This window comes from Paraburkholderia ferrariae NBRC 106233, assembly GCF_000685035.1.
Lineage (GTDB): Bacteria > Pseudomonadota > Gammaproteobacteria > Burkholderiales > Burkholderiaceae > Paraburkholderia > Paraburkholderia ferrariae.
Genome location: NZ_BAYB01000013.1, coordinates 112511 through 135033, shown reverse-complemented (window position 1 = coordinate 135033; position 22523 = coordinate 112511). Strand labels below are relative to the sequence as shown.

At 59.4% G+C, this 22523-nt stretch carries 19 protein-coding genes and 1 pseudogene; 10 read left to right on the top strand and 10 right to left on the bottom strand.

What is annotated here, in order from left to right:
- The first annotated feature begins 57 nt into the window (after positions 1-57).
- From BFE01S_RS15870 to BFE01S_RS41910, 3 genes are all read left to right on the top strand, one after another.
- A complete protein-coding gene (locus BFE01S_RS15870) occupies positions 58-1515 on the top strand; it encodes a carbohydrate porin (RefSeq protein WP_028226375.1) in 1458 nt (485 codons plus the stop codon).
- Between the two features lie 305 nt (positions 1516-1820).
- Entirely contained in the window at positions 1821-2594 is a 774-nt protein-coding gene (locus tag BFE01S_RS42340) for a fumarylacetoacetate hydrolase family protein (RefSeq protein ID WP_028226374.1), read from the top strand.
- 27 nt (positions 2595-2621) lie between these two features.
- Positions 2622-3461 (top strand): SDR family NAD(P)-dependent oxidoreductase, encoded by an 840-nt coding sequence (locus tag BFE01S_RS41910; protein ID WP_052420892.1) that lies wholly within the window; start codon positions 2622-2624, stop codon positions 3459-3461.
- Here the strand turns inward: BFE01S_RS41910 and BFE01S_RS44320 are convergent.
- The 3 genes from BFE01S_RS44320 to BFE01S_RS43065 form a co-directional block, all read right to left on the bottom strand.
- On the bottom strand, positions 3430-3759 hold the full coding sequence (locus tag BFE01S_RS44320; protein WP_156967027.1) for a DUF4286 family protein: 330 nt from the start codon (positions 3757-3759) through the stop codon (positions 3430-3432). The two genes, BFE01S_RS41910 and BFE01S_RS44320, sit on opposite strands and share 32 nt — an antisense overlap.
- 629 nt (positions 3760-4388) lie before the next feature.
- On the bottom strand, positions 4389-5810 hold the full coding sequence (locus BFE01S_RS15855) for an aromatic ring-hydroxylating oxygenase subunit alpha (protein WP_028226373.1): 1422 nt from the start codon (positions 5808-5810) through the stop codon (positions 4389-4391).
- A 92-nt stretch (positions 5811-5902) separates the two neighbouring features.
- On the bottom strand, positions 5903-6880 hold the full coding sequence (locus BFE01S_RS43065) for a TauD/TfdA dioxygenase family protein (protein ID WP_169742635.1): 978 nt from the start codon (positions 6878-6880) through the stop codon (positions 5903-5905).
- 361 nt (positions 6881-7241) lie between these two features.
- Between BFE01S_RS43065 and BFE01S_RS44315 the strand changes: the two are divergent.
- Positions 7242-7391, top strand: a pseudogene (locus tag BFE01S_RS44315) (IS110 family transposase); the annotation flags it as partial.
- A 151-nt stretch (positions 7392-7542) separates the two neighbouring features.
- Here BFE01S_RS44315 and BFE01S_RS15840 read toward each other — a convergent pair.
- From BFE01S_RS15840 to BFE01S_RS15810, 7 genes are read right to left on the bottom strand one after another with little or no spacing between them, the layout of a single operon-like run.
- On the bottom strand, positions 7543-9726 hold the full coding sequence (locus tag BFE01S_RS15840) for an acetate--CoA ligase family protein (RefSeq protein WP_042337744.1): 2184 nt from the start codon (positions 9724-9726) through the stop codon (positions 7543-7545).
- Positions 9727-9733: 7 nt separating this feature from the next.
- Positions 9734-10906 (bottom strand): acyl-CoA dehydrogenase family protein, encoded by a 1173-nt coding sequence (locus tag BFE01S_RS38780; RefSeq protein ID WP_042337742.1) that lies wholly within the window; start codon positions 10904-10906, stop codon positions 9734-9736.
- A gap of 23 nt (positions 10907-10929) precedes the next feature.
- Positions 10930-12078, bottom strand: a complete 1149-nt coding sequence (locus BFE01S_RS15830) for an acyl-CoA dehydrogenase family protein (RefSeq protein ID WP_028226369.1) — start codon at positions 12076-12078, stop codon at positions 10930-10932.
- Between the two features lie 8 nt (positions 12079-12086).
- A complete protein-coding gene (locus BFE01S_RS15825) occupies positions 12087-12494 on the bottom strand; it encodes a Zn-ribbon domain-containing OB-fold protein (RefSeq protein WP_028226368.1) in 408 nt (135 codons plus the stop codon).
- Between the two features lie 2 nt (positions 12495-12496).
- Entirely contained in the window at positions 12497-13645 is a 1149-nt protein-coding gene (locus BFE01S_RS15820) for a thiolase domain-containing protein (RefSeq protein WP_028226367.1), read from the bottom strand.
- A 16-nt stretch (positions 13646-13661) separates the two neighbouring features.
- Complete coding sequence (locus BFE01S_RS15815) at positions 13662-14435, bottom strand: SDR family NAD(P)-dependent oxidoreductase (protein ID WP_028226366.1); 774 nt, start codon at positions 14433-14435, stop codon at positions 13662-13664.
- A 40-nt stretch (positions 14436-14475) separates the two neighbouring features.
- The gene (locus tag BFE01S_RS15810; RefSeq protein ID WP_028226365.1) at positions 14476-15276 is read right to left on the bottom strand and encodes an enoyl-CoA hydratase/isomerase family protein; all 801 of its coding nucleotides are present in this window, start codon (positions 15274-15276) and stop codon (positions 14476-14478) included.
- A gap of 187 nt (positions 15277-15463) precedes the next feature.
- On the opposite strand from BFE01S_RS15810, the gene BFE01S_RS15805 reads away from it, so the two are divergent.
- From BFE01S_RS15805 to BFE01S_RS38775, 6 genes are all read left to right on the top strand, one after another.
- A complete protein-coding gene (locus BFE01S_RS15805) occupies positions 15464-16318 on the top strand; it encodes an enoyl-CoA hydratase-related protein (RefSeq protein WP_042337740.1) in 855 nt (284 codons plus the stop codon).
- On the top strand, positions 16315-17124 hold the full coding sequence (locus BFE01S_RS15800; protein ID WP_245621120.1) for an enoyl-CoA hydratase/isomerase family protein: 810 nt from the start codon (positions 16315-16317) through the stop codon (positions 17122-17124). The genes BFE01S_RS15805 and BFE01S_RS15800 overlap by 4 nt, the downstream gene beginning before the upstream one ends.
- A gap of 86 nt (positions 17125-17210) precedes the next feature.
- Positions 17211-18047: an enoyl-CoA hydratase-related protein gene (locus BFE01S_RS15795; protein WP_028226362.1), complete on the top strand. Its 837-nt coding sequence runs from the start codon at positions 17211-17213 to the stop codon at positions 18045-18047.
- Between the two features lie 141 nt (positions 18048-18188).
- Entirely contained in the window at positions 18189-19427 is a 1239-nt protein-coding gene (locus BFE01S_RS15790) for an MFS transporter (protein WP_052420890.1), read from the top strand.
- 337 nt (positions 19428-19764) lie between these two features.
- Positions 19765-21021 carry an MFS transporter gene (locus BFE01S_RS15785; RefSeq protein ID WP_028226360.1) on the top strand — a complete coding sequence of 419 codons (1257 nt, stop codon included), beginning with the start codon at positions 19765-19767 and terminating at the stop codon, positions 21019-21021.
- A gap of 137 nt (positions 21022-21158) precedes the next feature.
- Entirely contained in the window at positions 21159-22523 is a 1365-nt protein-coding gene (locus BFE01S_RS38775) for an MFS transporter (RefSeq protein ID WP_042337737.1), read from the top strand.

The following is a 22523-nucleotide window of genomic DNA, read 5'->3' as shown; positions in this document are numbered from 1 at the left end:
ACAAGAGTATTACAAAAATGGAGACACTAGATGATCGTAAGTAGAACGAATGGAAATATGAGGCTGCGCAGCAACCTGGCAGTGATGGTGCTGGCCCTCCTGAGCGTTCAAGGTGCAATGGCGGCCAGCACTGGACCGGCAAAAGACGAATCCGGAGCGCTAGCCGAAAGTCCCCAGACGGTGACGGCGGACCCAGCGCCGGCGACGCCGCCAACCGCGCCGACAGTCGTGGCGGAGACGGCCCCGGCTTCTGTACCAGCCGTTCCCGTCGCGCCTGCGAGTGGAAGTGATCTTTACTCAGACGTCCGTATCAAGGGCATTTTTGTCGACTTCCCGCCGCCCGCCGGAACCCTGACAGGGGACAACAGCTTCCGCCGAATGCTCGCGGAGAACGGAATTGGCTACCAGGGGTTCTGGGTAGGCCACGTTGAGGACAACGTGCTTGGTGGCTCAGCGGGAAGTGGTCCCCCAGCGGGAAAGCAGCGCTACGATGGCCAGAGAAACACGTACATCGCGACAGCGAACCTTGCTGTCGTCGCGGATCTCTCGCGATACGGCATTCCGGACGGGCAGATTGTGGTCGACGGAGTTTGGATCCGGACCAACTGGACTGCGGGGACGCCGGACGTCCTCACGTTGGGACAGCTCTACTACTACCAGACACTCTTCAATAAGCGAGTGGAGGCCAAGCTCGGCTACCTGGGCAACGATTTCGAATTCTACGGTCCCTACATCGCGGGGAACATCACAAATGTGATTTTCGGGGCTTCCGGAACAGTGCCCGCGGAGGCCGGGTTGTCGAGCTCGCTGGCATCGCGCCCAGGAGTGAATCTCACGTTTCATTTGACCGACGCGATCTATGACAAATTTGGGGTGCAGGCCGCCTCCAGTCCTGACGGATATGGGCAGGAAAACCTCGAGAATCCATCATCGCTTAAGTGGCACATAAAGAACGCCCGGACTCTGTTAATTAACGAGTTGGGCTACAAGACCGAACCAACAGCGAGCAGAATGCAAAGCTGGTACCGAGCCGGGTATATACATAACAATAGTTTGTACACCGACTACAAGAACGGCGGGCGCGCAACGGGTGAATACGCGTGGTACCTCATGGGTGATCAGCAAGTATATGGATTTTCTGCCTCCGCACCTTATCGAGGTCTGTTTGCCGGCTTCTCTGTTCAGCGAGGCAATTCGGAATTTACGGCAATTGACAGCACATATGAATTAAGATTCTATGCGGTCGGCCCGTTCGCCAGCCGGCCACAGGACACGTACTCGTTCATCATCGACAGGAACTCATTCAGCCCGTATGCGCAGGCTGCGTCACGGGCTGCCGGTTCCCTGACTCATTCCAGCAGCACGACATTCACTCTGGCCTACAAAGCAAAGGTGTATCGTGGGGTGTATGCGGGCGTGGGCGTTCGTTACACCAACAATCCGACGCCCATCACCTATGCGCCGGACACCGGAAGTGCGCTCGTTGTGACCGCCAACCTGACTTTTCTGTTCTAAGGGGAAATCGCTACGTCGGATCAAGATTTATCTACGGTCATTCGAGGTTACCTCGAGTGGCATTGGAGAGAAAATCGCGCCACAACCGTTCGGTGCATTTTCCGGGCGGGCGGTGGCGAAGATCTGAATCGATACGAAGCGCGGGTTGAGCACCGGTGTCCTTCAGTCGGGAATGGGCAATCAGTCTGCGGCACCTTGGTCCGCTTTTGGCTGTTGACAGACTACGGGGGACGATCGAGCCGGCGCCGGGATGGTTCTGTCGCGGCGATAAGATCGAGTCCGACTTTCTTCGAAGAGAGGCAGTTTTGAAACTGATACGTTATCAATCTCCGCAAGGACCGCGCTTTGGCGAACTCGTGGACGACCGGATCGTGCCGCTTGAGGGCGCATTTCCCGAGTTTCGCCCCGTGCCGAATGCGAAGCATCTTTGCCTGAGCGACGAGCGGTTGCTCACTCCCGTGCAGCCGTCAAAGATAGTTGCCGTTGGACCCAACTATCGTGCTCACCTTGCTGGTCGTCCTCATCCGGCTCGGCCTTTCCTCTGGGTCAAGCCACCGTCCACCTGCACAAACCCGGGCGATCCCATCGTATTGCCACGCGAGTGGCCGGATGCCGTACCGTTCAATCACGAAAGCGAAATTGCGATGGTGATCGGCCGACATGCCAGGAATGTCGCGGTGGATGAGGCGGCTCAGTACATCTATGGCTATACCTGCATCAACGATGTCACAGGCGGAAAGATGGATGACAAGCCGGCCTTTCGTGGATCGAATGCGTTCGTCGACGGGAAGATTTTTGACACGTTCGCCCCGCTGGGGCCGTGGATCGAGACGGGCTTTGATCCGTCCGATGTGCGTATCCGGTGCAGCGTGAATGGTGAACTGCGGCAGGATCACCGCTCCTCGGACATGATCTGGAGTTGTCACGAGTTGCTGGTTTATATCTCTTCCGTGATGAGCCTGGTGCCAGGAGATGTGATCGCTACGGGATCGCCTCCCGGAAGCAAACCCTTACATCCCGGAGACCAGGTCGAGATTGACATAGAGGGCCTTGGGATGCTCGCGAATCCAGTGTGCTAGCTACGCACTGGAGACGGGACTACCCTGATGGCCTGGCTCCGTGAAACCACAACCATCACGGATCGTAAAATGTCGAGTAGACCTGACTCCTGTGAAGGCTCAATCCTTATCCTCGGCGCCGCGCAGGGGATTGGGGCGGCGGTGGCGGGCAAACTTGCGGAAACCGCCGTTGCGCGCAAGTTGGTATTGGCTGACATCAACGTTGAGAAAGCCCAGGCGCTAGCCACTGATTTGCAAGCCAGCGGGGTCCACGCCCTCACGCGGAGGGTCGACCTCGGCGACACAGCGACGATCGCCGATCTGGTTGAAGAGTTCGACGATGTCGATCGCCTGGCGCTAGTCGCGTCGATACTTGAACATCACCCTACATTGGATACTACGCCCGAGATGTTCGAGCGCGTGATGCGGGTCAACATGATCGGCTCTTTCTACGCGGCACAGGCCGTTGCACGTCGGCTAATTCAGCGGCAGCGGGAAGGCGCGATCTGCGCGGTTACGTCGATCGGAGCCCGTCATCCGCAGCGTGATCTCGCAGCCTACTGTGCTTCGAAGGCCGCTCTAACGAGCGCATTGCGAGTATTGGGGTTGTCGACGTCAGCGCACGGTGTTCGAATCAACTTTGTTGCGCGCGGTGCGACGCGCACGGCCATGATGCGCACTGATCCGCAAACGCTTATCCGGACCTTGCCAATTCTGATCGGTCGAGTCAACGAGCCCGAAGACGTGGCCGGCGCGGTGGTTTTCATGCTTTCACCGGAAAGCAGGATGATCACGCTTCGTGAACGGGCCGTACGGGCGATGTCGGCAGCGTGTGGGATCAGGAGCGTCGCGCAAATTAACCAGACGTTCGAACTATACGTTCTGTAATTGCTTCATAGCCAACTACCAAGAGACTGTCCCGATCGAATTCGCGGGCGATATACATCTCCTTTGCGTGTTTCGTCAGCGATGCGCGCGCATCTTCGAAACTCGCGGCTTCGATCTCATACAGCGCAAGGTAGTTTTGCGATGTTTTGTCGTGATCTATCGTCTGGTACCGTCGCGCCGCAACAAAGCCAGGGACTTTGAGAACGTCAGGAATGTGTTGGTTGGTGTACCACTCGTTATAGGCGTCGTCCCCACCGGCTTTCGGATTGCTGGCTACCATCAACAGGAAGCTAGGCATTATGAAATTCCTCTATATCGACATGCGTACTTAGGCGCAGCGTTCGGGTTGAAGCAGAAATGTGTAGCCATCTTTTGGCGCTGCGAAAGTGCTGAATTGATCGTATCACTTCACGTCGGCCAAGGCGATCGGGTGCATACAGCCCCAGTGACTATGAGCTGCGGTTGCTATCTAGGTACGCGTGAGGTGACGTCCCAAGAGCACGCCTGAACAGGGTCGTGAACGCCGCCGGATTGTTGTTTTGCAAACGCATGCCCCATTTCCTTAACGCTCTTGCGTCGGACGCATAGCGGGTGCCTGGTGTATGGAGACCACGACTCAGAGTATCGCCAGTGGTGACCGGCTCGGGCCAGACAGTTCCCAATCCGCCAATCTGCGACGGCCAATTGAATTGCTGCTGTTAGGTCATTGGGCAATTATGCATGTGGCGTCGACGCCTGGCGTGGGCAGTATCGACGCTGGCATTCCGCGGAGACAGGGCGGCTAACTTTCGACAAGGACTTCCCGGTGTATGAGAACAGCGAAGGTCTTGCTGAATTACTTTGCCTGTCCGCGTCCGTGTTGTCGTGCATGACCCGGGGTGGCCCAGGCTCCGGGTTCAAGCATAGCAAAAAGCGAAAAGGCAGAAGTCAGAGGCCCGACATTGGCAGGCCCAGGTCTTTGATCGGGGCGTCAATCGGTCCAGACACTTTCGTGATGCCTTGCAGAAGATCTTTTTCGGAAACACCTTGTATGTAGCCGTCAATAAGGCGCTGATAGTTGCTCAAGAGTCCCTCGTTACTCGATGCGAGACGCAATACATCAAATCCGGCTGCATGCATGCCATCTTGCTGCCGCGGTAAATTAACGAAGTCCTGAGCGGGAATCAACGGAATTTCCGGGTCTCCTATTTCAAGTACCTTAGGGGTTGTTAGTCGGGGCGGTTCTGCTCCCGGCGGGAAGAATTCAAGACCCCAGATCTCCATCAGCGACGTCTCGGTAGTGAGTGGCCGCACACGATAGGAAGCCATGTTTCCGAAGAAGGGGAGAAGAAAGAAATTCGGGAACGCATAGTTTACCGGCGAATTGAGCTCGTCCGGCAGGCTGTTCAGGTCGGGCATTGGTAGTCCAAGCCGGAGACCTTCCTGATAAATCGCATCGTTCAGTGCGCGGCGCCAGGCTATTCCTGCCAAGGCGGGATCTTCAGGTATGTCAATGTCACGTATGCGTTCCGCGACCTCGATATCACGCTCAATAACCATCGCGTGCCCCATGCCTTCGCTGAGATTTTTCAGATAGGAGATATTGCCGGTTATGACTTCGCGGCCGTTACGATAGGATGCGTAACGGACCGCTTGAGCTGTGTTGGCTCCGTTGCTGGCTGCGCTTTCGGCATCATCAACCGGTGAGTCGAGTGCCGCCATTAGTTGGGGATGCGTTCGTGATACATGGTAACTTTCCATGAACGCTTCCAGCGTGGCTTTCCAGTTCGCAGGAACGCGAACGGCTATCCAGAACCGGGCATGCAACTGGTCCACGTTCCGGGCCTCATGCATCGGCGCAAACGTTCCGAGCGACTCGCGCAGCGGTGCAGCATCCGGGTTCTGGTTAATGAACACGAACCCTCCCCAAATCTCGCATCGAACGGCTTTTAGCCGGATGTCTGCGGCACGGATGGTTTCGTCATTAAAATACGACTGCTGGAATACCCGGACACAATCGCCGCTTGTGCTCCAATGCCAGCCATGAAACGGGCAGTTGAATCCTTTGTTGGCATTACCCCTGTCTTCGCACAAACGCATTCCGCGGTGGCGACAGGTGTTTTCATACGCCTTTATGGTATGACGGTCCACGCGGACGATGATGAAAGACTGGTCCAGAAGACGATACTCAACGAAGTCGCCATCATCCCGAAGTTCCTCAAACCTGCATGCCATCTGCCAAACGCGCGGCCATAAGCGAAGTTGTTCAAGCTGGAAAAATTCCGGGTCGTAATAGCGCGTGGCGGGGATCTGATCAGCCTTGCTTATAGCATGTGGACGGAACGGGTCGGCCTGGAACTGCGGTTTCATGTGTTCGTCTCCGTGGATAGTTCTGCGACCCGGATTTTTATGCCGGGCCGGGTTGCGACGGTCGGCGTTTCCCACCGGCCTCAACGGTCCGCTTAGTCGGCGATCAACGTTGCGGGTTTGAAATCGGCCGCAAGAGATTCGTAGTAACGTCCACTGCAGAGCGATTCTTTCATCGTCGTCCGCAAGCCTCGTCGGCTGTACTTGGGATCGTATCCATACGCTGCGTGCAACATCCTTCGGTTGTCCCACACAACAAGCTGGTTCGGTTTCCATTGGTGTATGTAGATTACAGACGGATCGAGCATATAGCCCGTCAATTCCGATAGCAGATATTCGCTTTCACGATGCGATAGCCCGAGGAATTCGTCGACATAGGTGGGACTCAGGTAGATGTTGGGGTTTCCTGTCTCGGGATGGCGCATTACAACCGGATGCACAACGGTTGGATAGCGCTCATGTACCGCGTTGCTGTGCGCATGAGGTTGTTGCGGGTAAGGACATTCCTCCGGAGTGGGATAACGCACGGTGGTCCAGAATGCGCCAGGGCGTTGTTGCGTGAACGGGCCCAGACGAAGCGAAACTTTGGCTTCAAGATTTTCGATGCGGCGCTTCAGTCCTTCAGGCAGATGGTTGTATGCCTTCTCCGTGTCGGCGTAGCCGGTCTCTCCACCTTCATCAGGAATGCTGAGCATACGCAGCATCGCGCCCTTGCATACCTCAGGAACGTAGCCAGTATCACGGTGCCAAGGAAGGCGTCCGAGTCGCAGTTCGTTGCCGTTGTACAGAAAAGCCGTTCCGCGGTTGCGTCCGCCAAGTTCAATCAAAAGTGGTTCTTCGGGACAAAGAATCTCGGGAAACGGGTGTTGCTCCGATTCGCCGAACACAGCGCTAAGGGCTAGATGCTGATCGTTCGTTGCCGGTGTGTCGGCGAAGACAAGCACGCCATGTTGGAGCCACAGATCATAGAGTGCGTCGTGCGTGTCCGTTGTGAGCGGCTGGTTCAGGTCAATGCCGCGAACTGTCGCCCCCACAGCCATGACGCTGGAGGTGAACTGGATATTACGTTGCATGGATGTCTCCAGGATTGTTTTGGAAAGTGCTTCTATTACATCTATCGATGGTTTGGGCTTTCTTTCGGCTGCTGATATCTCAGGATAGTATGTACTATCTAACGTTTGAATGTCCGAGAGGCGGAGAGATTGATCTAACTCAACGCTTGTGCAGTCGAGTGTCGGCTGCTTTGATAAGCACGGCATTTCATCGCCTCGCTTGTCAAAACCTGGTGTGGGGAACGCAGCAGCTACCCGATAAAATCATGCGACGATCGCCGGGAGCAGGGCTCGACCGGCGATGGCCATTCGGAAGCTGCTGATGTTGGGCCGACATGAACATGCGGTCCACGAACAACGCCTCTCAGACGATGCGGCGGTTGGTTGTGCGTTGCAAAGCGCCGGCTACGCAGTTGCTACTGTGAATCCCCGGCAAGCCAGCGACTTCGCGAAGGCAATGGGAAATCTCGCGAAAACCGACCGGATTGACGCGCGTGCTCTGGCTCAGCCTGCCCAGGTGCTTGCGCAGCGAAGCGGCAGGGTAGTCACAATCCTCTCGCTGCCGTCATTGAGGTTCTTCAAGGGCAGCTCAAGGCTGTTGAAGCTGCCCTGGCATGGGCAGGGCAGACGTTCGAGGACGATGATGTCCCGCCTTGTCGGCGGGCTCCCGGCATCATGTGCGACTATGACCCCCGTGCGATCAGGCCGTCGACCACGACGACGCGCGATCCCGCACAGATGAGTGGATTGACGTCAAGTTCAGCGATGAGATCGCGGTGGTCCGCTGCAAACACCGAGAGCCGGGAGATGATCTCCGATAGACGTTCGCGATCCACGGGTTCGCTGCCGCGGAACCCATTCAGGGCAGCGTGTCCCTTGAGCTGAGCCAGCATCTCTCTGGCACGCGCAGGCGACACGGGCGCCATATCGACCACGGTGTCGCGCATCAACTCCACGAAGATCCCGCCGAGCCCGACGACGATCAGCGGGCCGAATTGCGGATCAACCCTGGCGCCGACCATGATTTCCAGACCGGGGGGCACCATGGGTTGTACCAGCACGCCGTGGATGCGCGGCGAAGGTTCAACTTTCAGTGCGTTCGCCATGACCTCTTCATAGGCCGCCTCTACGTCCTCCCGCGTCCGGAGATCAAGGCGGATCACCCCCGCTTCCGTCTTGTGCGGCAGATCCGGCGACTCCACCTTCAGTACGGCTGGCAGGCCGACACGAGAGGCTTGTACAGCCGCCTCATCTGCGCTGTGGACCAGGGCTTCTTCGACGACAGGGACGCCATAAGCGGACAGAACGTCCTTTGTTTCCCGTTCGGTCAGAACCTTGTTGCCGCATTGCTGCAGCTTGAGCGCGACACGCTGGCGGACGCCGTCATCGACCCAGGAAGGGACAACGTCAGTGGCTTCCCGTTGACGCCTGTCTTCCCGGTGATGCCAGGAGGCCAATGCAGCAAAGCAGCGGTCCATTGAGCGGAACAGCGATGTGCCCGGCAATTTCTCGGCCTCAAGCGCCCCGGGTCCGTCCAGCCATAGCGGAAGCCATACAATGCAGACGGGCTTGCCGTGGCGTAGTGCCATTTCGTTGAAAAGGGTCATGCGCTGCGCGCTGAAGTCGGCCGCGAAAGCGCTGGGATGAATCAGCGCGCCGTAATGGTCGTCCCGCAGCAGTGCGTCGCCAACCGCACCGAGCGACGACGGATTGTTGACCACCTGCGCGGTCACGTCACAGGGATTGCGGGCGGAGCCGAATTCCGGAATATGCTCATCCAGAATCGTCTGGTTAGCCTCGTGGGGTTGCGGCAGCGGCACACCATGAACTTCGGCCTTGTCTGCCGCCATGATTGAAGCGCCACCGGAGGTGGAGGCGACCGCGACGCCGCGCGCACGCGGCCGAGGTGCCTTCGCAAAGAAAGCGGTCGTTTCCACAAGTGCCTCATAGTTATCCACCATGATGGCCCCGGCTTTCTCGAAAGCCGCCGCGTAGGCTGCCTGCGAACCGGCGAGCGAACCGGTATGCGACATGGCCGCCTGCGCGCCCTGTTCACCGGTCGCCAACTTGAAGACGACCAGAGGTTTGTCATTTTCCCAGGCAATAGCCGCTGCCTCAAGCATGCGAGCGGGCTGCGCCATGCCCTCGAAGAGACAGCCGATGGCACGGCATTCAGGAGCCTCCGCCAGGTACGCGACATAGTCAGCGACGTCGACATCCACGGAATTGCCGGAAGTCAGGATATGACTGAAGGAGACCCCGGCCTCCGCTGCCTGCAGCATGGCAATGCCAATCGCGCCTGACTGACTTGCGATGCCCACGGCGTGGGGGGCAGGCTGGCCCGCGAGCCGGATACCGGGAGCGAAGCTGCCGATCATCGCGTCAAAAAAATTGAAGACGCCGATACAGTTGGGGCCGATGATGCGGATGTCACGTTTGCGCGCAATCTGTCGCAGGCGCTCCTGTTGGGCCAGCCGTTCCTCCTTGCCGGTCTCGGCATAGCCTGCAGCATAGATGACGACGCCACCGACTCCGGCGTCCGCACATTCGAGCACCAGCGATTCCACTGCATCGCGATTGGCCGCGATGAAGGCACAGTCGGGCACTTCGGGCAGGTCCGCGACGCACGCGTAACAGCGCTGGCCGAGAATCTCGTCGTACTTGGCGTTGACGGCGTAAACCGGGTGCTGGAAACCGGCCAGGTTTTTCAGCGTCCGTTCTCCGAACGAACCGGCACGCGGGGACGCGCCAAGTACCGCGACGCTGCGGGGTGCGAGAACGCGTCGCAGATCGGCGTAGCGATAGACGTTACGGTTGGCAGGAGTGGTGGACGCAAGCGAAGCAACGTCTTCATGTGCTTTGTTCATGCTTTGGTTAGTCCGTCGGGAGAGTGCGCAGTTCTTCATATTCGGGAAACAACACCTGCCTGCAACGCTGCTGATGCGTGTCGGCGCTGCCGTACTGAACCGCGAGCGTCATGGCGCGTTTCAGGTACAGGCCAATGTCGTGCTCGTCGGTAAAGCCGATTGCACCGTGTAGCTGGATGGCGTCCAGGGTGACACGGGTTGCCGCACTGGCGCAACGGCTCTTGGCACGGCTGACGGCAAGCCGCCGATCTTCCGGCGAGGCAGGCGTTTCAAGAATTTCCACCGCATCCCTGTAGGCGCAGAAGGCCAGTTCGCGCTGGATATACAGATCGACAACACGGTGCTGCAGTGCCTGGAAACTGCCGATAGGTCGCTCGAACTGGACGCGGGTGCGCATAAATTCCAGTGTGGTGTCGAGAGCGAAAGTCATGATGCCGCACAACTCCGCGCAGACCATGACCGCCGCTTCATCGAGCGCGCGCTCCAGCGCCAGGGCTGCCACATTGCCTCGCGCGAGCACATGGCGTACCGGTGCCTGCTCCAGGGTCAGCGTACCCTGAAGCGCGCCGTCCGCTCGTCGGCGGGTCTGCACCAGCACCCCCGGAGCACCCGCATCCAGAGCGAACAGCGCAATGCCGGTAGCATCGTGCGCAGTCACGAGAAAACCGCCATCGGCCGGGACATCGACAAAATGTTTGCACCCACTCAGGCGATAACCGTTTCCATCGTCATCGGCGCGAGTGCGGCAATCGCTTGTCCGAAGCAGATCGTCGCCGGTGGGGCTCTCCTGCCAGGCGAAGGACGGGATTGCCTCGCCCGAAGCAATGGCTGGCAGCATCTCTGCAGCGGCAGCGTCGTTTCCGCTCAGGGTGATGAGTCGTGCAGCGAGTGCGGCGCGCACAAGCGGCTCGCAGAGTAACCCGCGTGAGGTTTCTTCCAGAACTGTGCCAAGCGCACAGAAGCCGAGGTCGAGACCGCCATGAGCTTCGGGAACCGTGATCGCCAGCCATCCGAGCCCAGCCATCTCTGCCACCAGGTTCGGATCGTACGCGGGTGTCTGCGCACGAAGCGCACGCGTTCGTCTGTGGTCAGTCCGGGCGGCAGTGAACTTCTGTGCGCTTTCGCGCACCATACGGACTTCGTCGGTTTCGTGGTACTGAATATACTGGGTTGCACCCATGGGTGTGGACCTTCCTGGTTGCCTCAGTTGGGCAGGTTCAATACGTTCTTGGAGAGAATGTTGCGGTGGATCTGAACCGTGCCACCATAAATGGTGGGCGCTCGCGCTTCCAGAAATGGGGTGAGTGCATCGAGGTGCCGGCCATCGAAGTCGGTCCCGTCCTGCACCAGTACCGCGTCGCCGCCAACCTCCATCATCAGTTCCCCGATGCGCTGACAGGTTTCAGTGGCCCAGATCTTGAGCATGGACGCCTCGAAACCGACACGCCGCGTCACCTGGAGATTGCGCGTTGAGCGCGTGTAGCAGGAAGCCAGATCGAGTACGTCGAGTTCGAGACGCGTGATCTGCCGCAGGAAGGCCGGATCCTGCAATTTCCCCGCAGCGTGCGCAACCTGCTTGAGGCGCACCAGCGCCTGCCGGCATTGATGCGCCGATCCCGACCATAGTCGCTCGAATCCGAGCAGACCATTCGCGACTTTCCAGCCATTATTGAGGCCGCCAACCATGTGCGCCGCGCTGGCGCGCACATGGTCCAGAAACACCTCGCAGAACTCCTCGCCGCCGGAAATCGTGCGGATCGGACGGACAGTCACGCCTGGCTGGTCCATCGGGAACATGATGAAGCTCAGGCCGGCCTGTTTTCGGACGCTTTTGTCCGTGCGCACCAAGGCGTACATCCAGTTGGCGTCAATGGCACCGGTCGACCAGATTTTCTGTCCGTTGATGATGTATCCGTCGCCGTCCGGCCGTGCTTCGGTGCGTACGCTGGCGAGATCGGAGCCGGCGTTCGGCTCCGAGAAGCCCTGACACCATCGATGTTCGCCCGACAGGATCTTCGGCAGAAACTCCTGTCGCTGCTCGTCTGTGCCGAAACCGATAAGCGCCGGGCCCACGTTGACTATGCCTTGCGGTGCCACTGCAGGCGTCCCAAGGCGTTCGAAGATTTCCAGATAGATCAGGTGCCTGGACGGTTCCAGCCCCATGCCGCCGAACTCGACCGGCCATCCCGGTGCAAGCCATCCCTCGCGGGACATGGCTTGATACCAGCCAGCAGACTTTTCCCAGCGGGGACGATGGGGGAGATGCCGGAGTTCCGGCGGACATGCGCGCTCGACGAAGTCGGTCGCGGCCCGCGCAAACTCCTCGTCGCTCAACAGATTCCAGTTCGTCATGCCGGGGATCAGGAAAGAACAGGGGTGAACATGGGTACGGCCGTCCCGTCTTCGGACGCCTTGAATACCACCTTGACGGCCTGTCCCACCGAGAGGCTGTCGAGATCGCAATCAACGATGTTTGTCAGCATGGTGGGACCCTCTTCGAGGGTCACGTAGGCGAGTGCGTACGGGGTCGGACCTGCTCGCCGGGTCACGGTGTAGGTATAGAGGGTTCCGCGTCCGGATGCCTCGCGCCATTCGACGCGGGGAGAGTGGCAAAACGGGCAGAAGCTGCGTGGGTAATGGTGAGACTTGCCGCAGTCCGGGCAATGCTTGACGAGCAGCCTGCCATTGCCGGCCGCCTCGAAATACTCCCGGTTTTCGGGGTTTTTCAGCGGCGCCGGAATGGGGCGATCCTGATAGGGCGTCGACATGTCTACTCGCGCTCCATGATGAGAGTTGCGCTTCCGTGGCGTGTGCCCAGCGAGCCGCCGGTGCCCTGAGCCAGTGCGAGCCGGCAATCGCGCACCTGCACCTTGGGATGGGCTTCGCCACGTAGCTGACGCACGGCCTCGATCACCTTTGTGATGCCTCCACGATTGGCAGGGTGGTTGTTGCACAAACCCCCGCCATCGGTATTGAAGGGCAGGCGCCCGGACCCCGAAATCAAACCGCCGTCGGCGACGAAACGACCTGCCTGACCACGCGGGCAGAAACCGAGATCCTCCAGCTGCAGGAGCACGGTAATTGTGAAACTGTCGTAGATCGATGCGTAGTCGATATCAGCGGGGTGCACGCCAGCTTCCTCGAAAGCGCGCGGTCCGGACCAGGCGGCCCCGGTAGTGGTGAGATCGACCTGACCGCCGTTCTGCCCTCTGGGTGCTTCGCCCGCGCCAATGACCTTGACGAAGGGACGCTGCAGGCTGCGTGCGATCTCGGGCCGCGTGACGACGAGCGCACCACCGCCGTCGCTGACCACGCAGCAGTCGAGACGATGCAGGGGGTCCGAGATCAACGGCGAATTGACGACGTCCTCGACCGTCACCACATCGCGGAGCATCGCATGCTCGTTATATTGGGCATGATGCGATGCGGCCACTTTGACCCATGCGAGCTGTTCCGCCGTCGTCCCGTATTCATGCATGTGACGCATCGCGGCCAGTGCATACATGTTGACCGTAATGGGACCATAAGGCAGCTCGAACGCGCCCTCGGGCGTGGGCGCCGACGGCCTGGGTTTTTCGCTGCGCGGCTTGCCCGCGAGGGTGATCAGGGCAACGTTACACTTGTTCAGGGCGATCGCCTGGGCAGCATGGGCGACATGAACCAGGTACGACGAGCCGCCCGTTTCGGTGGAATCGACGTGTCGGACCTTCAGTCCCATATAGTCGACCATGGAGAGCGGACCCATTCCGACCGCGTCGCCGCCGCAGAAGTAACCGTCGACATCGGCGAACGTGAGCCCCGCATCCTCGAGCGCGCCCCGGGCGCACTCCATGTGCAGCTGCGCGACCGTCTTCTCGTCTGCCTTGCGTAGCGGATGCTCCCACGCTCCCGCAATGTATGCTTTTCCTCGAATGCTCAATGCCTGCTCCGGAAGGTCAGAAGCCGATGTGCGAGCCGCCGTTCACCGACAGATGCTGTCCTGTGATGTGGACGGCAGCCTCGGACAGCAGGAACGCGACAGAACGGACTGCTTCCTCAGGTTTGAGGAAGCGGCCGAGCGGGATGGATGCCAGCGAGCGCTCGCGGAACTTCTCACCGCGGATGACCTCGGTCATCTCCGTTTCCACGACACCGTAGCTCACCGTATTCACACGAATGCCATAACGGCCCCATTCGCGGGCCGCGCTCATGGTGAGACCGAGGACGCCTGCCTTGGCGGCACCGTAGTTGATCTGTCCGATCGTGCCCCGGCGACCGGCGTCGGACGAAATGTTCACGATCGCTCCCGGCGCCTCGTCGCCCGCCTTGTTGCGCCCGATCATGTCTTTGCCCACCGCCTGCAGGCAGTTGAACACGCCGGTGAGATTGACGTCGATCACCTGCTGCCATTGATCAGCGGTCATTTTTTCGATCATTGCCGTGCGCGTGATGCCGGCATTGTTGATCAGGCCATGGACCCCGCCGAACTGGACCGACACGGTCGAGACCATCTGCTCAACGAAGTCGCGGTCCGTTACGCTGCCTTCCAGCACCAAGGTCCGTTCCGGAGCAAAGTCCTTGCGAAGTGCCTGCGCCGTTTCTTTATTGCGTTCGACCAACGCCAGATTGGCACCGAGTTCATGGAGAAGCTGCGCGGCGCACAGGCCAATGCCCTGGCCCGCGCCGGTCACGATGATGTTGCGGCCGGAGAAATCAACAAGTTGTCTCATGGTAATAGTTCGGATTTCAAAGAGTTGAGAAGAAGAGCTGTCACTGGCCCTTGAAGTCGGGGCGCCTCTTTTCGACGAAGGCAGTGACTGCCTCACGGTGGTCGTCCGTCGCCAGGGTCAGCATCTCGAACGCAATGGAGGCGTCGAGCACGTCGTTCAATTGGGCCTTGATCTGCTTGTTCACCGACAGCTTGGTCCACGCGACCGCCCATCGGGGCAATGCTGCCAGTTCCGCGGCGATGTTTTTTGCCTCGTTCAGCACCTGGTCGGCGGGAACGGCGTAGTTCACCAGGCGCATTTCGCGCGCTTCTTTCCCGTTCACGGCGCGGCCGCGCATGAGCATTTCCTTGGCGCAGGATGCGCCCACGAGTAACGGCCAGATGACTGCGCCGCCGTCTCCCGCGACCAGTCCCACCTTCACGTGGGAGTCGGCAATCCGGGCTGACTCGGACATCACCGTGAGGTCGCACATCAACGCGAGCGTGGCGCCCAGCCCCATTGCGTCGCCGTTGATCGCGGCAACGATGGGCGGCCCGACTTCCAGCATGTTTTGCCACAGACGCCGTGTCTGGGCGGGAACGCCGAGCGAGCGCCGGAAATTCTCGGGCGTTCCTGCGCGCTGCGCCATTCCCTTGAGGTCGCCCCCCGCAGAAAAGGCCTTCCCTGCACCCGTCAGGACGATGGCGCCAATCCGCTCATCCCTCGCGAGATCCGGCCAGAGGCGCTCCAGCTCGTCGTGCAGGGCAATATCGATCGCGTTGTATGCGTCGGGACGGTTGAGCGTAACGGTGGCCACACTGCCGTCCAGTGTTACCTCGAGATTGTGGTAGCTGTCGTACATTGTCTCGTCTGTCTTGTGCATTTATGTGAATGATATTCGGATAATACATTGAATGCAGGGACTGTCAATACGGATTCTCAGCCCTTGACCGAAAGGCCGGTATTCACAATCATCCGGTATGTAGGGGCGATGCTCAAGAGAGGTTGCTTGAGAGTAGTTTATAGAACTCCATTCATATTCTGGAAGCATGGAACCGAATACTTCGACACAGCAGGTGCTGGTCACCATCGACCAGGGAGTGGCTGTTCTGACCTTGAACCGGCCCGAGGTGCTCAACGCGGTGACGCGGGAAACCCTGGATGCGATCCACGAGGCCCTTGTGCGTCTGGACGAAGATGATGAAGTACGTGCCATTGTTGTGACGGGCGCCGGGCGGGCCTTCTGCGCGGGGGCGGATCTGAGTGGCCCGGGCAAATGGTCGAGCCGCGAAGGCGACCCTGCGACCGGCCGGAATGTGGCGCTGGACCATTCGTCGAAGATCCCTTTTCGTCTTTTCGACATGAAGAAGCCGGTGATCGGCGCCATCAATGGGGTAGCGGTCGGCTTTGGCGCGTCGTTTCTGGCGGCAATGGACATCCGCCTGATCTCGCAGAGCGCGAAGGTGGGTTTCATCTTCGCCCGCCGCGGCATCTGCAACGAATGCTGCTCCAGTTTCTTCCTGCCGCGCGTCGTCGGCATTTCCCGTGCGGTGGAGTGGGTGGCGACCGGCCGGATGCTGGCCGCGGCCGAACTGCACGACGGTGGCTTTACTGCTGCTATCTGTACGCCTGATGAACTGCTGCCTCGCGCCCTTGCACTCGGTCGCGAGATCGCCTCGGGCACCTCCGCGAGTGCGATCGCGATCAGCCGGCGGCTGATGTGGCGCATGCTGGCGGCACAGCACCCGTCGGAGGCGGCCTCGCTCGAAGCGCGCGGCCTCACCGGCCTGATGCAGCTTGGCGATCCACGGGAGGGCGCGCAGGCGTTCGTGCAGAAGAGGGCACCCGCTTTCCAGAGTCTGCCGAGCCGGGATCTTGATTTCGTGAACGCCTGGTGGAAATGATGCCCGCGTCTGCGTCGACATCTCTGGCGGCCGCTGGGCTGAGCGTTCGCGACGACGGACGTGTCCGGATTTTCTGCGTTGATCGTCCTGAACATGCCAACGCGCTTTCGCGCGCCTTGATACTTGAGTACAGCCGGGCCGTGCTGGACGCCGAAGAAGACGAGTCGATCGATGTGATGGTGCTGACAGGTGGCGGCGCACGAGTATTCTCCGCCGGGGCGGACCTCAAGGAGATGCGCGAGGGCGACCTGGAGGGGAGGCGCTTTCGTCCACCGGCTTCAAGAGTCGAGCGAAGTCTGTTTGAAATCGTGCATGCGCTCACCAAGCCGGTGCTGGCCGCGCTGAACGGAAGCGCCATCGGTGGCGGCCTCGAGCTCGCACTGGCATGCGACGTCAGGATTTCGCATCCGGACGCGAAGTTCGGCCTACCCGAAGCGAAGATCGGACTGGGCGCACATTTTGGTTCGGTCATGCTGCCGCGCGTAGTTCCGCCTGCTATTGCCCTGGAAATGGTCATGACGGGCGAACTCATCGACGCGGCGAAGGCGGAGCGGATCGGGCTGCTTAACCATGTGGTTCCTGCCGGGGAAGTGCTGGGGGCCACATTGGCAGTCGCACGCACGATAGGTGCAAATGCACCGCTGTCGGTGCGGCGGGTCAAGGCGCTTGCGAGACATGGCGCTGCGTTGCCTCTGGAGACCGCTCTTGCGCTGGATCCGGGTCCCAGCCCCTACAGAAGCGCGGACCGTATGGAAGGTATTCGCGCGCGACTCGAAGGTCGTGCTCCGAAGTGGAGCGGGAAATGACGCGCGCGCGGCCTCCGGTACGCCAGTACCCCTGACTCTGTACGTGCAGCTTGTACGGCACTTTTTTCGTTAATCCGGAGTTTCTGATGGAACAGGATCTGGTCCTGCTTCGCCGCGAAGGCCCTGTATCAATTCTTACGTTCAACCGCCCCGAAAAACTGAACGCATGGACATACCCGCTTGGAGACCAGTATTTCGATCTGCTTGACGAAGCAGACGCCGATCCCGAGGTCCGCGCTGTCGTCGTTACGGGAGCAGGGCGGGGCTTCTGTTCCGGCATGGATGGAGAGTCGCTCGCCCAGTCCGCTGCGGGCGCGAGACGGACGCCCGCGAAGGGGCGCCGCATGACGCATGCGGCCACATTTCGCAAGCCCCTGATTGGCGCAATCAACGGTGGATGCGCCGGCTTTGGGCTCATTCAGGCGCTGCATTGCGACGTACGCTTCGCAGCTGCCAGCGCGGTTTTCACCACAGCTTTCGTCCGTCGGGGGCTGAACGCAGAATACGGATCCTCCTGGCTGTTGCCGCGCATTATCGGGCATGGCCGTGCAATGGATCTTCTTCTGTCCGGCCGCCGTTTCGACGCCGACGAGGCGCTTCAGATGGGCCTTGTTTCCCGGGTATTGCCGAACGCAGAACTGCTTGACCATGCGATCAGCTACGCACGGGAACTTGCCACCTGCTGCTCGCCGATCGCAATGTCAGATGCCAAGATCCAGGTGCATGCCGACTGGTCCGGAACCCGTATCGAGGCTGAAGATCGGGCCAAGGCCCTGGGACATCTTCCGGGGCACCGCGTCGACTTCGCGGAAGGGGCAGCGAGTCTGCGTGAGCGGCGCGCCCCCGCATTTCATCCGCTGCCTGCCCAGCATGACGATACCGACATACCGATCGTTCGTAGTCCCGACCCGGAAGCACCCTGATCCCACGTTGCAGACAATCGCCTTGCGCGCGGCAAAGAGCCTGGATGACCAGGCCGGGCGTTGTCATCCGGCGATACGTTTAACGCAGTTCCGGGAGTTTCGGTGGGCCGTTCCATTTAAAAAAATGAAATTGGAGACGACATGTTAGAAAGACACGCATCAACGTTGATCGGCGACAGTAGCGTCGAACCGGTCCGGCGCTACCGTTGGGTCGTCCTTCTTGTAGGGTGGAGTGTCCTGTTCCTGAGCGTCGTCAACCGCCTCATCTGGGCGAACGTTGCGACTGCCGCAACCGGAGCCTTCCATTTGCCGATTGCCGCGTTGGGCAGCTTCGTCACCGCGTTCTACGTGGGCTATGTCGTCGCAAATGCCATCAACGGTGTCGCGACGGACCGGTTTGGCGTACGTTTCATCCTCCCAGGTTCGGTCCTGTTCCTGGGCATATTTACGTACCTGTTCGGCGAGGTCAGAACCGTCGCCGCCGGCATGGTGGTTCAGTGTCTTCTGGGCCTTGCAGCAGGTGTGGACTTCGCCACCGGCATCAAGATCGTTTCTGCATGGTTCACGCCACAGTACCGGGGCCGCGCGATCGGTGTTGTGATCACCGGATTGCCGGCGGGGATCGTCGCTGCCAATACGCTAATTCCTGCGTTGCTGCCGCATTTTTCCTGGGACAGTATCTATCGCATCTTTGGCAGCGCAACCATTGTCGTTTCGTTGATCTGTTTTCTTGTTGTGCGCGACGCGCCCCGAACAGCGTCTGCACCCGTATCACGAAGTAGCCTGCGCGACGTTGTTCCTTTTCTGAGCAACCGGAATTTCTGGATCGTATGCTTCGCAGGCTTTGGCGGCGTATGGGCGCTCACCGGCTTCATGTTCTGGACGAACGCCTTGATGCAAAAGCATCTGGGGTACACGGCCGTGCAGTCCGGTGTGGTGGCTGCGGTCTATGGTGCCGTCGCAATCGTCGGACCTCCGGTACTCGGCGCATGCTCGGACTGGCTTGGCCGCCCGAGAAAATGGCTGGCGGCAGTAGTGTTCATTGCTATCACCCTATGCCTGGTGGTATTTGGCGGGCTCACGGAGCTGCGGACGATGGCAATCGTCGCCGGGGTGCTCGGATTCTGCTCGGTAGGCTGTTTCACACTCGTTGTGACGATGCTGACCGAACTGGTCGAGGTTGACCTCGCTGCGAGCGCTGTTGGACTGAACAATGCGTTCGCCCAGCTCGCTGGCGTAATTATGCCGGTTGCGGTCGGGATTGTTTTCCGCGAGACATCTTCGTTCTTTCTCGCGTTCCTGACGCTTGCGGCTGGGCCGCTCGTATCCGTAATTCTGGTCATGACTCTCCGGGAAGGGTTGATTCAACGCGGATCGTAGCTGTCGATACTGACTGCCTGGGTCGGGACCAGAAAAGACGCGCCCCCGGGTTAGCCCGTTTCTGGACTTCTGTCCGATAGTTGGGGGAGCGATTCGCGGATCGCCGTTGCGGCCATCGATAGTGTCGTTTGCCGGGCGCGAAGGTTGTTGTATCGACGCTGCCAAGCGGAGGCGAGAGGGCCAGGCAGGCATATCGTGACGAAATGCTTTCCCGGAGTTTCTGGAGTTTCTGGTTCGGCAGTGCTGATAACGCGATCAATTCTATCCGTGTCCTTGCGCATGCGACTGGGGTTGCATGTCGGGCCACCGGCGTCAGGGGCGCGGAAGTGGAGGCGGTATGTTGCAACAGAAAGCATCAAGCTCGATGGAAGACACGAGCCGCGATTCACTTTCCCGCTACAGGTGGATCGTTCTCGCGCTTGCCTGGATTGCAATGTTCATGACGTACATGGATCGGCTCGCGTGGGCAAACGTGGCGACAACCGCCAGTGACACGTTTCATCTTCCAACTGCCGCATTGGGCGGTTTTGTCACTGCGTTTTTCGTTGGCTATGTCATAGCCAACGCGATCAATGGCATTGCAACCGACCGGTTCGGCGTTCGTTTCATCCTGCCGTCCGCCGTTCTGTGTCTGGGCGTGTTCACCTACCTCTTCGGCATAGTGAGATCTGTACCTTCTGGCATGCTGGTTCAGTTACTCATGGGACTGGCAGCGGGTGTGGATTTTTCCACCGCCATCAAGATCGTGTCCCAGTGGTATGCCCCGACGCATCGGGGCAGGGCAATCGGTGTGGTTAGCACAGGTTCGCCGACGGGCATCGTCGTGGCGAACCTGGTGCTTCCCCAGATGCTTCAGCATGTCCGCTGGGACAGTATCTACCGGATACTCGGCATCGTGACAATTGGCGTGTCTCTGGTCTGCTTTGTATTTTTGCGCGAAGCGCCCAGGAGAGGTGTTTCGGCGAATGTGCAGCACGGTATCGGTTCTTTTGGTTTATTGCTGAAGAGCCGGGATTTCTGGCTGGTGTCGCTTGCTGGATTTGGGGGTAACTGGGCGCTTGCAGGTTTTCTCTTCTGGACCAATTCGCTGATGCACCGGCAGCTTGGATATACGCTTGTTCAGGCCGGCAGTGTCACTGCGATCTATGGTATTGCGGCGATTATTGGTCCACCTGTCATCGGAGCATGCTCTGACTGGCTGGGCCGTCCCAGAAAGTGGCTGGCGTCCGGCGTTTTCCTGACGATGTTTGTATGCCTGGTGGTCTTCGGTCGCCTCGCCTCGTTGCCGCTAATGTGGATCCTGGCAGCGGTAATCGGATTTGCGTCTTTTGGCTGGATCACCCTGATTGTGACCATCATGACGGAGCTGGTGGGGGTTGAATTTGCAGCGAGTGCCGTTGGGCTTAGCACGGCAGCTACGCAGATATCGGCTGTGCTCATGCCTATCGTGGTTGGAATCGTTCTTCACGAAACCTCCTCGTTCTTTTTTTCCTTCGTGACACTTGCTGTTGCGCCACTCGTGTCGAGCATTCTGGTTCTGACGGTTCGTGAAGGATCGATCTATCGTCGTCCGCGGGGGGCGACCGGGGACTGAGCGATTCCTTGCGAGGCAGCCGGGCGAAGACGGGATTGACGAACACCGTGCGCGCGACTGTAGACCGGAACTCACGCTCACACACTTCGTCATGCACTTTGCGCAAATTTTCGTGGAACGCAGCTGAAGAGGTAACCATGCAGGATAACAGGCAGCAACGTATTGACCAGTTCATTGATTCGCAGCCGGTGTCTGGCTATCAGAAGCGAATAATTTTCCTTTGTTTTCTGGTCGCTGCGCTGGACGGTCTTGACACGGCATGTGTCGGCTTCATCGGCCCGGCGATCCGGAATCACTGGCACTTGACTGCGGCCGCGCTTGCTCCAGTCTTTGGCGCGGGACTGTTCGGGACCATGGCGGGAGGCATTCTCCTCGGGCCAGTGGCGGACAGGCATGGACGAAAGACTGTGCTCGTCGCATCCGTGTTCCTGTTTGGTATCAGCAGTCTGTTATCGGCGTTTTCGCCGGACGTGCATTTTCTGGTGGTGATGCGGTTTCTGACGGGAGTGGGTCTCGGCGGCGCGATGCCGAATTCGATCACGCTAACGTCCGAATATTGCCCGACGGAGAAACGGTCAGGGTATGTGACGCTGATGTTTTGCGGCTTTACGATCGGTGCGTCAGCAGGTGGAATGCTGACGGCGCAACTCGTCAACACAATTGGCTGGGAGGGCGTGTTTATCGCAGGCGGGCTTCTGCCGTTATTGCTGCTGCCTTTTCTTATGGTCTACCTTCCGGAATCGATCAGGTTTTTGTTGCTACTGGGCAAGAAGCGTGCAGTCGTGCGGGTCGCCGAAATAGTATCGAGGATCGTCGCACCGGGTACCGCCGTTCCGGAGTTGCTGGCCGACGAGAAGGTGCAAGGATCCCCCGTGAGAACGCTTTTCGAACGGGGTGTAGTGGCGGGCACGTTGCTTATCTGGACGTTGTTTTTCATGAGCCTGCTAATCATCTATCTTCTGACGAGCTGGATGCCGGTGTTGCTGGCGAGTGCTGGCATGTCTCTCGAGGCCGCCGCGTTGATATCGATGATGCATCAGGTCGGGGCTGCGATGGGGAGCATCTGGCTCGGGCGACAGATGGACAGGTTCAATCCTCAGCGCGTGCTGGCGTGGGCCTATCTGGCTTCAATACCGATGATCGTTCTTTGCGCATTGTCGGGAAATATGAGGAGCCTGATTGTACTGGCTGTTTTTGCGCTCGGCTTTCTTGTCAGCGGTGGGCAGATTGGCGGATACGCGCTCGTCGCGGGTTTTTATCCGACGAGCAGTCGATCGACCGGCGTGTCCTGGGCCAACGCGATCGGACGGATTGGAGCGGCGTTGGGCTCAATGGCCGGAGGGGCGATGATGGCGGTGGGCATGCACCTTCGTGAGATCATTCTCACATTGACGATTCCGGCAATCGTCGCGACCGTGTCGCTCTTCTTGCTGGGTATTATCCGCAGCGCCGGCTCTCCGGAAGCGGTCAAGCGCGGTAACGCGATCCCGGGCGTGCGGTGA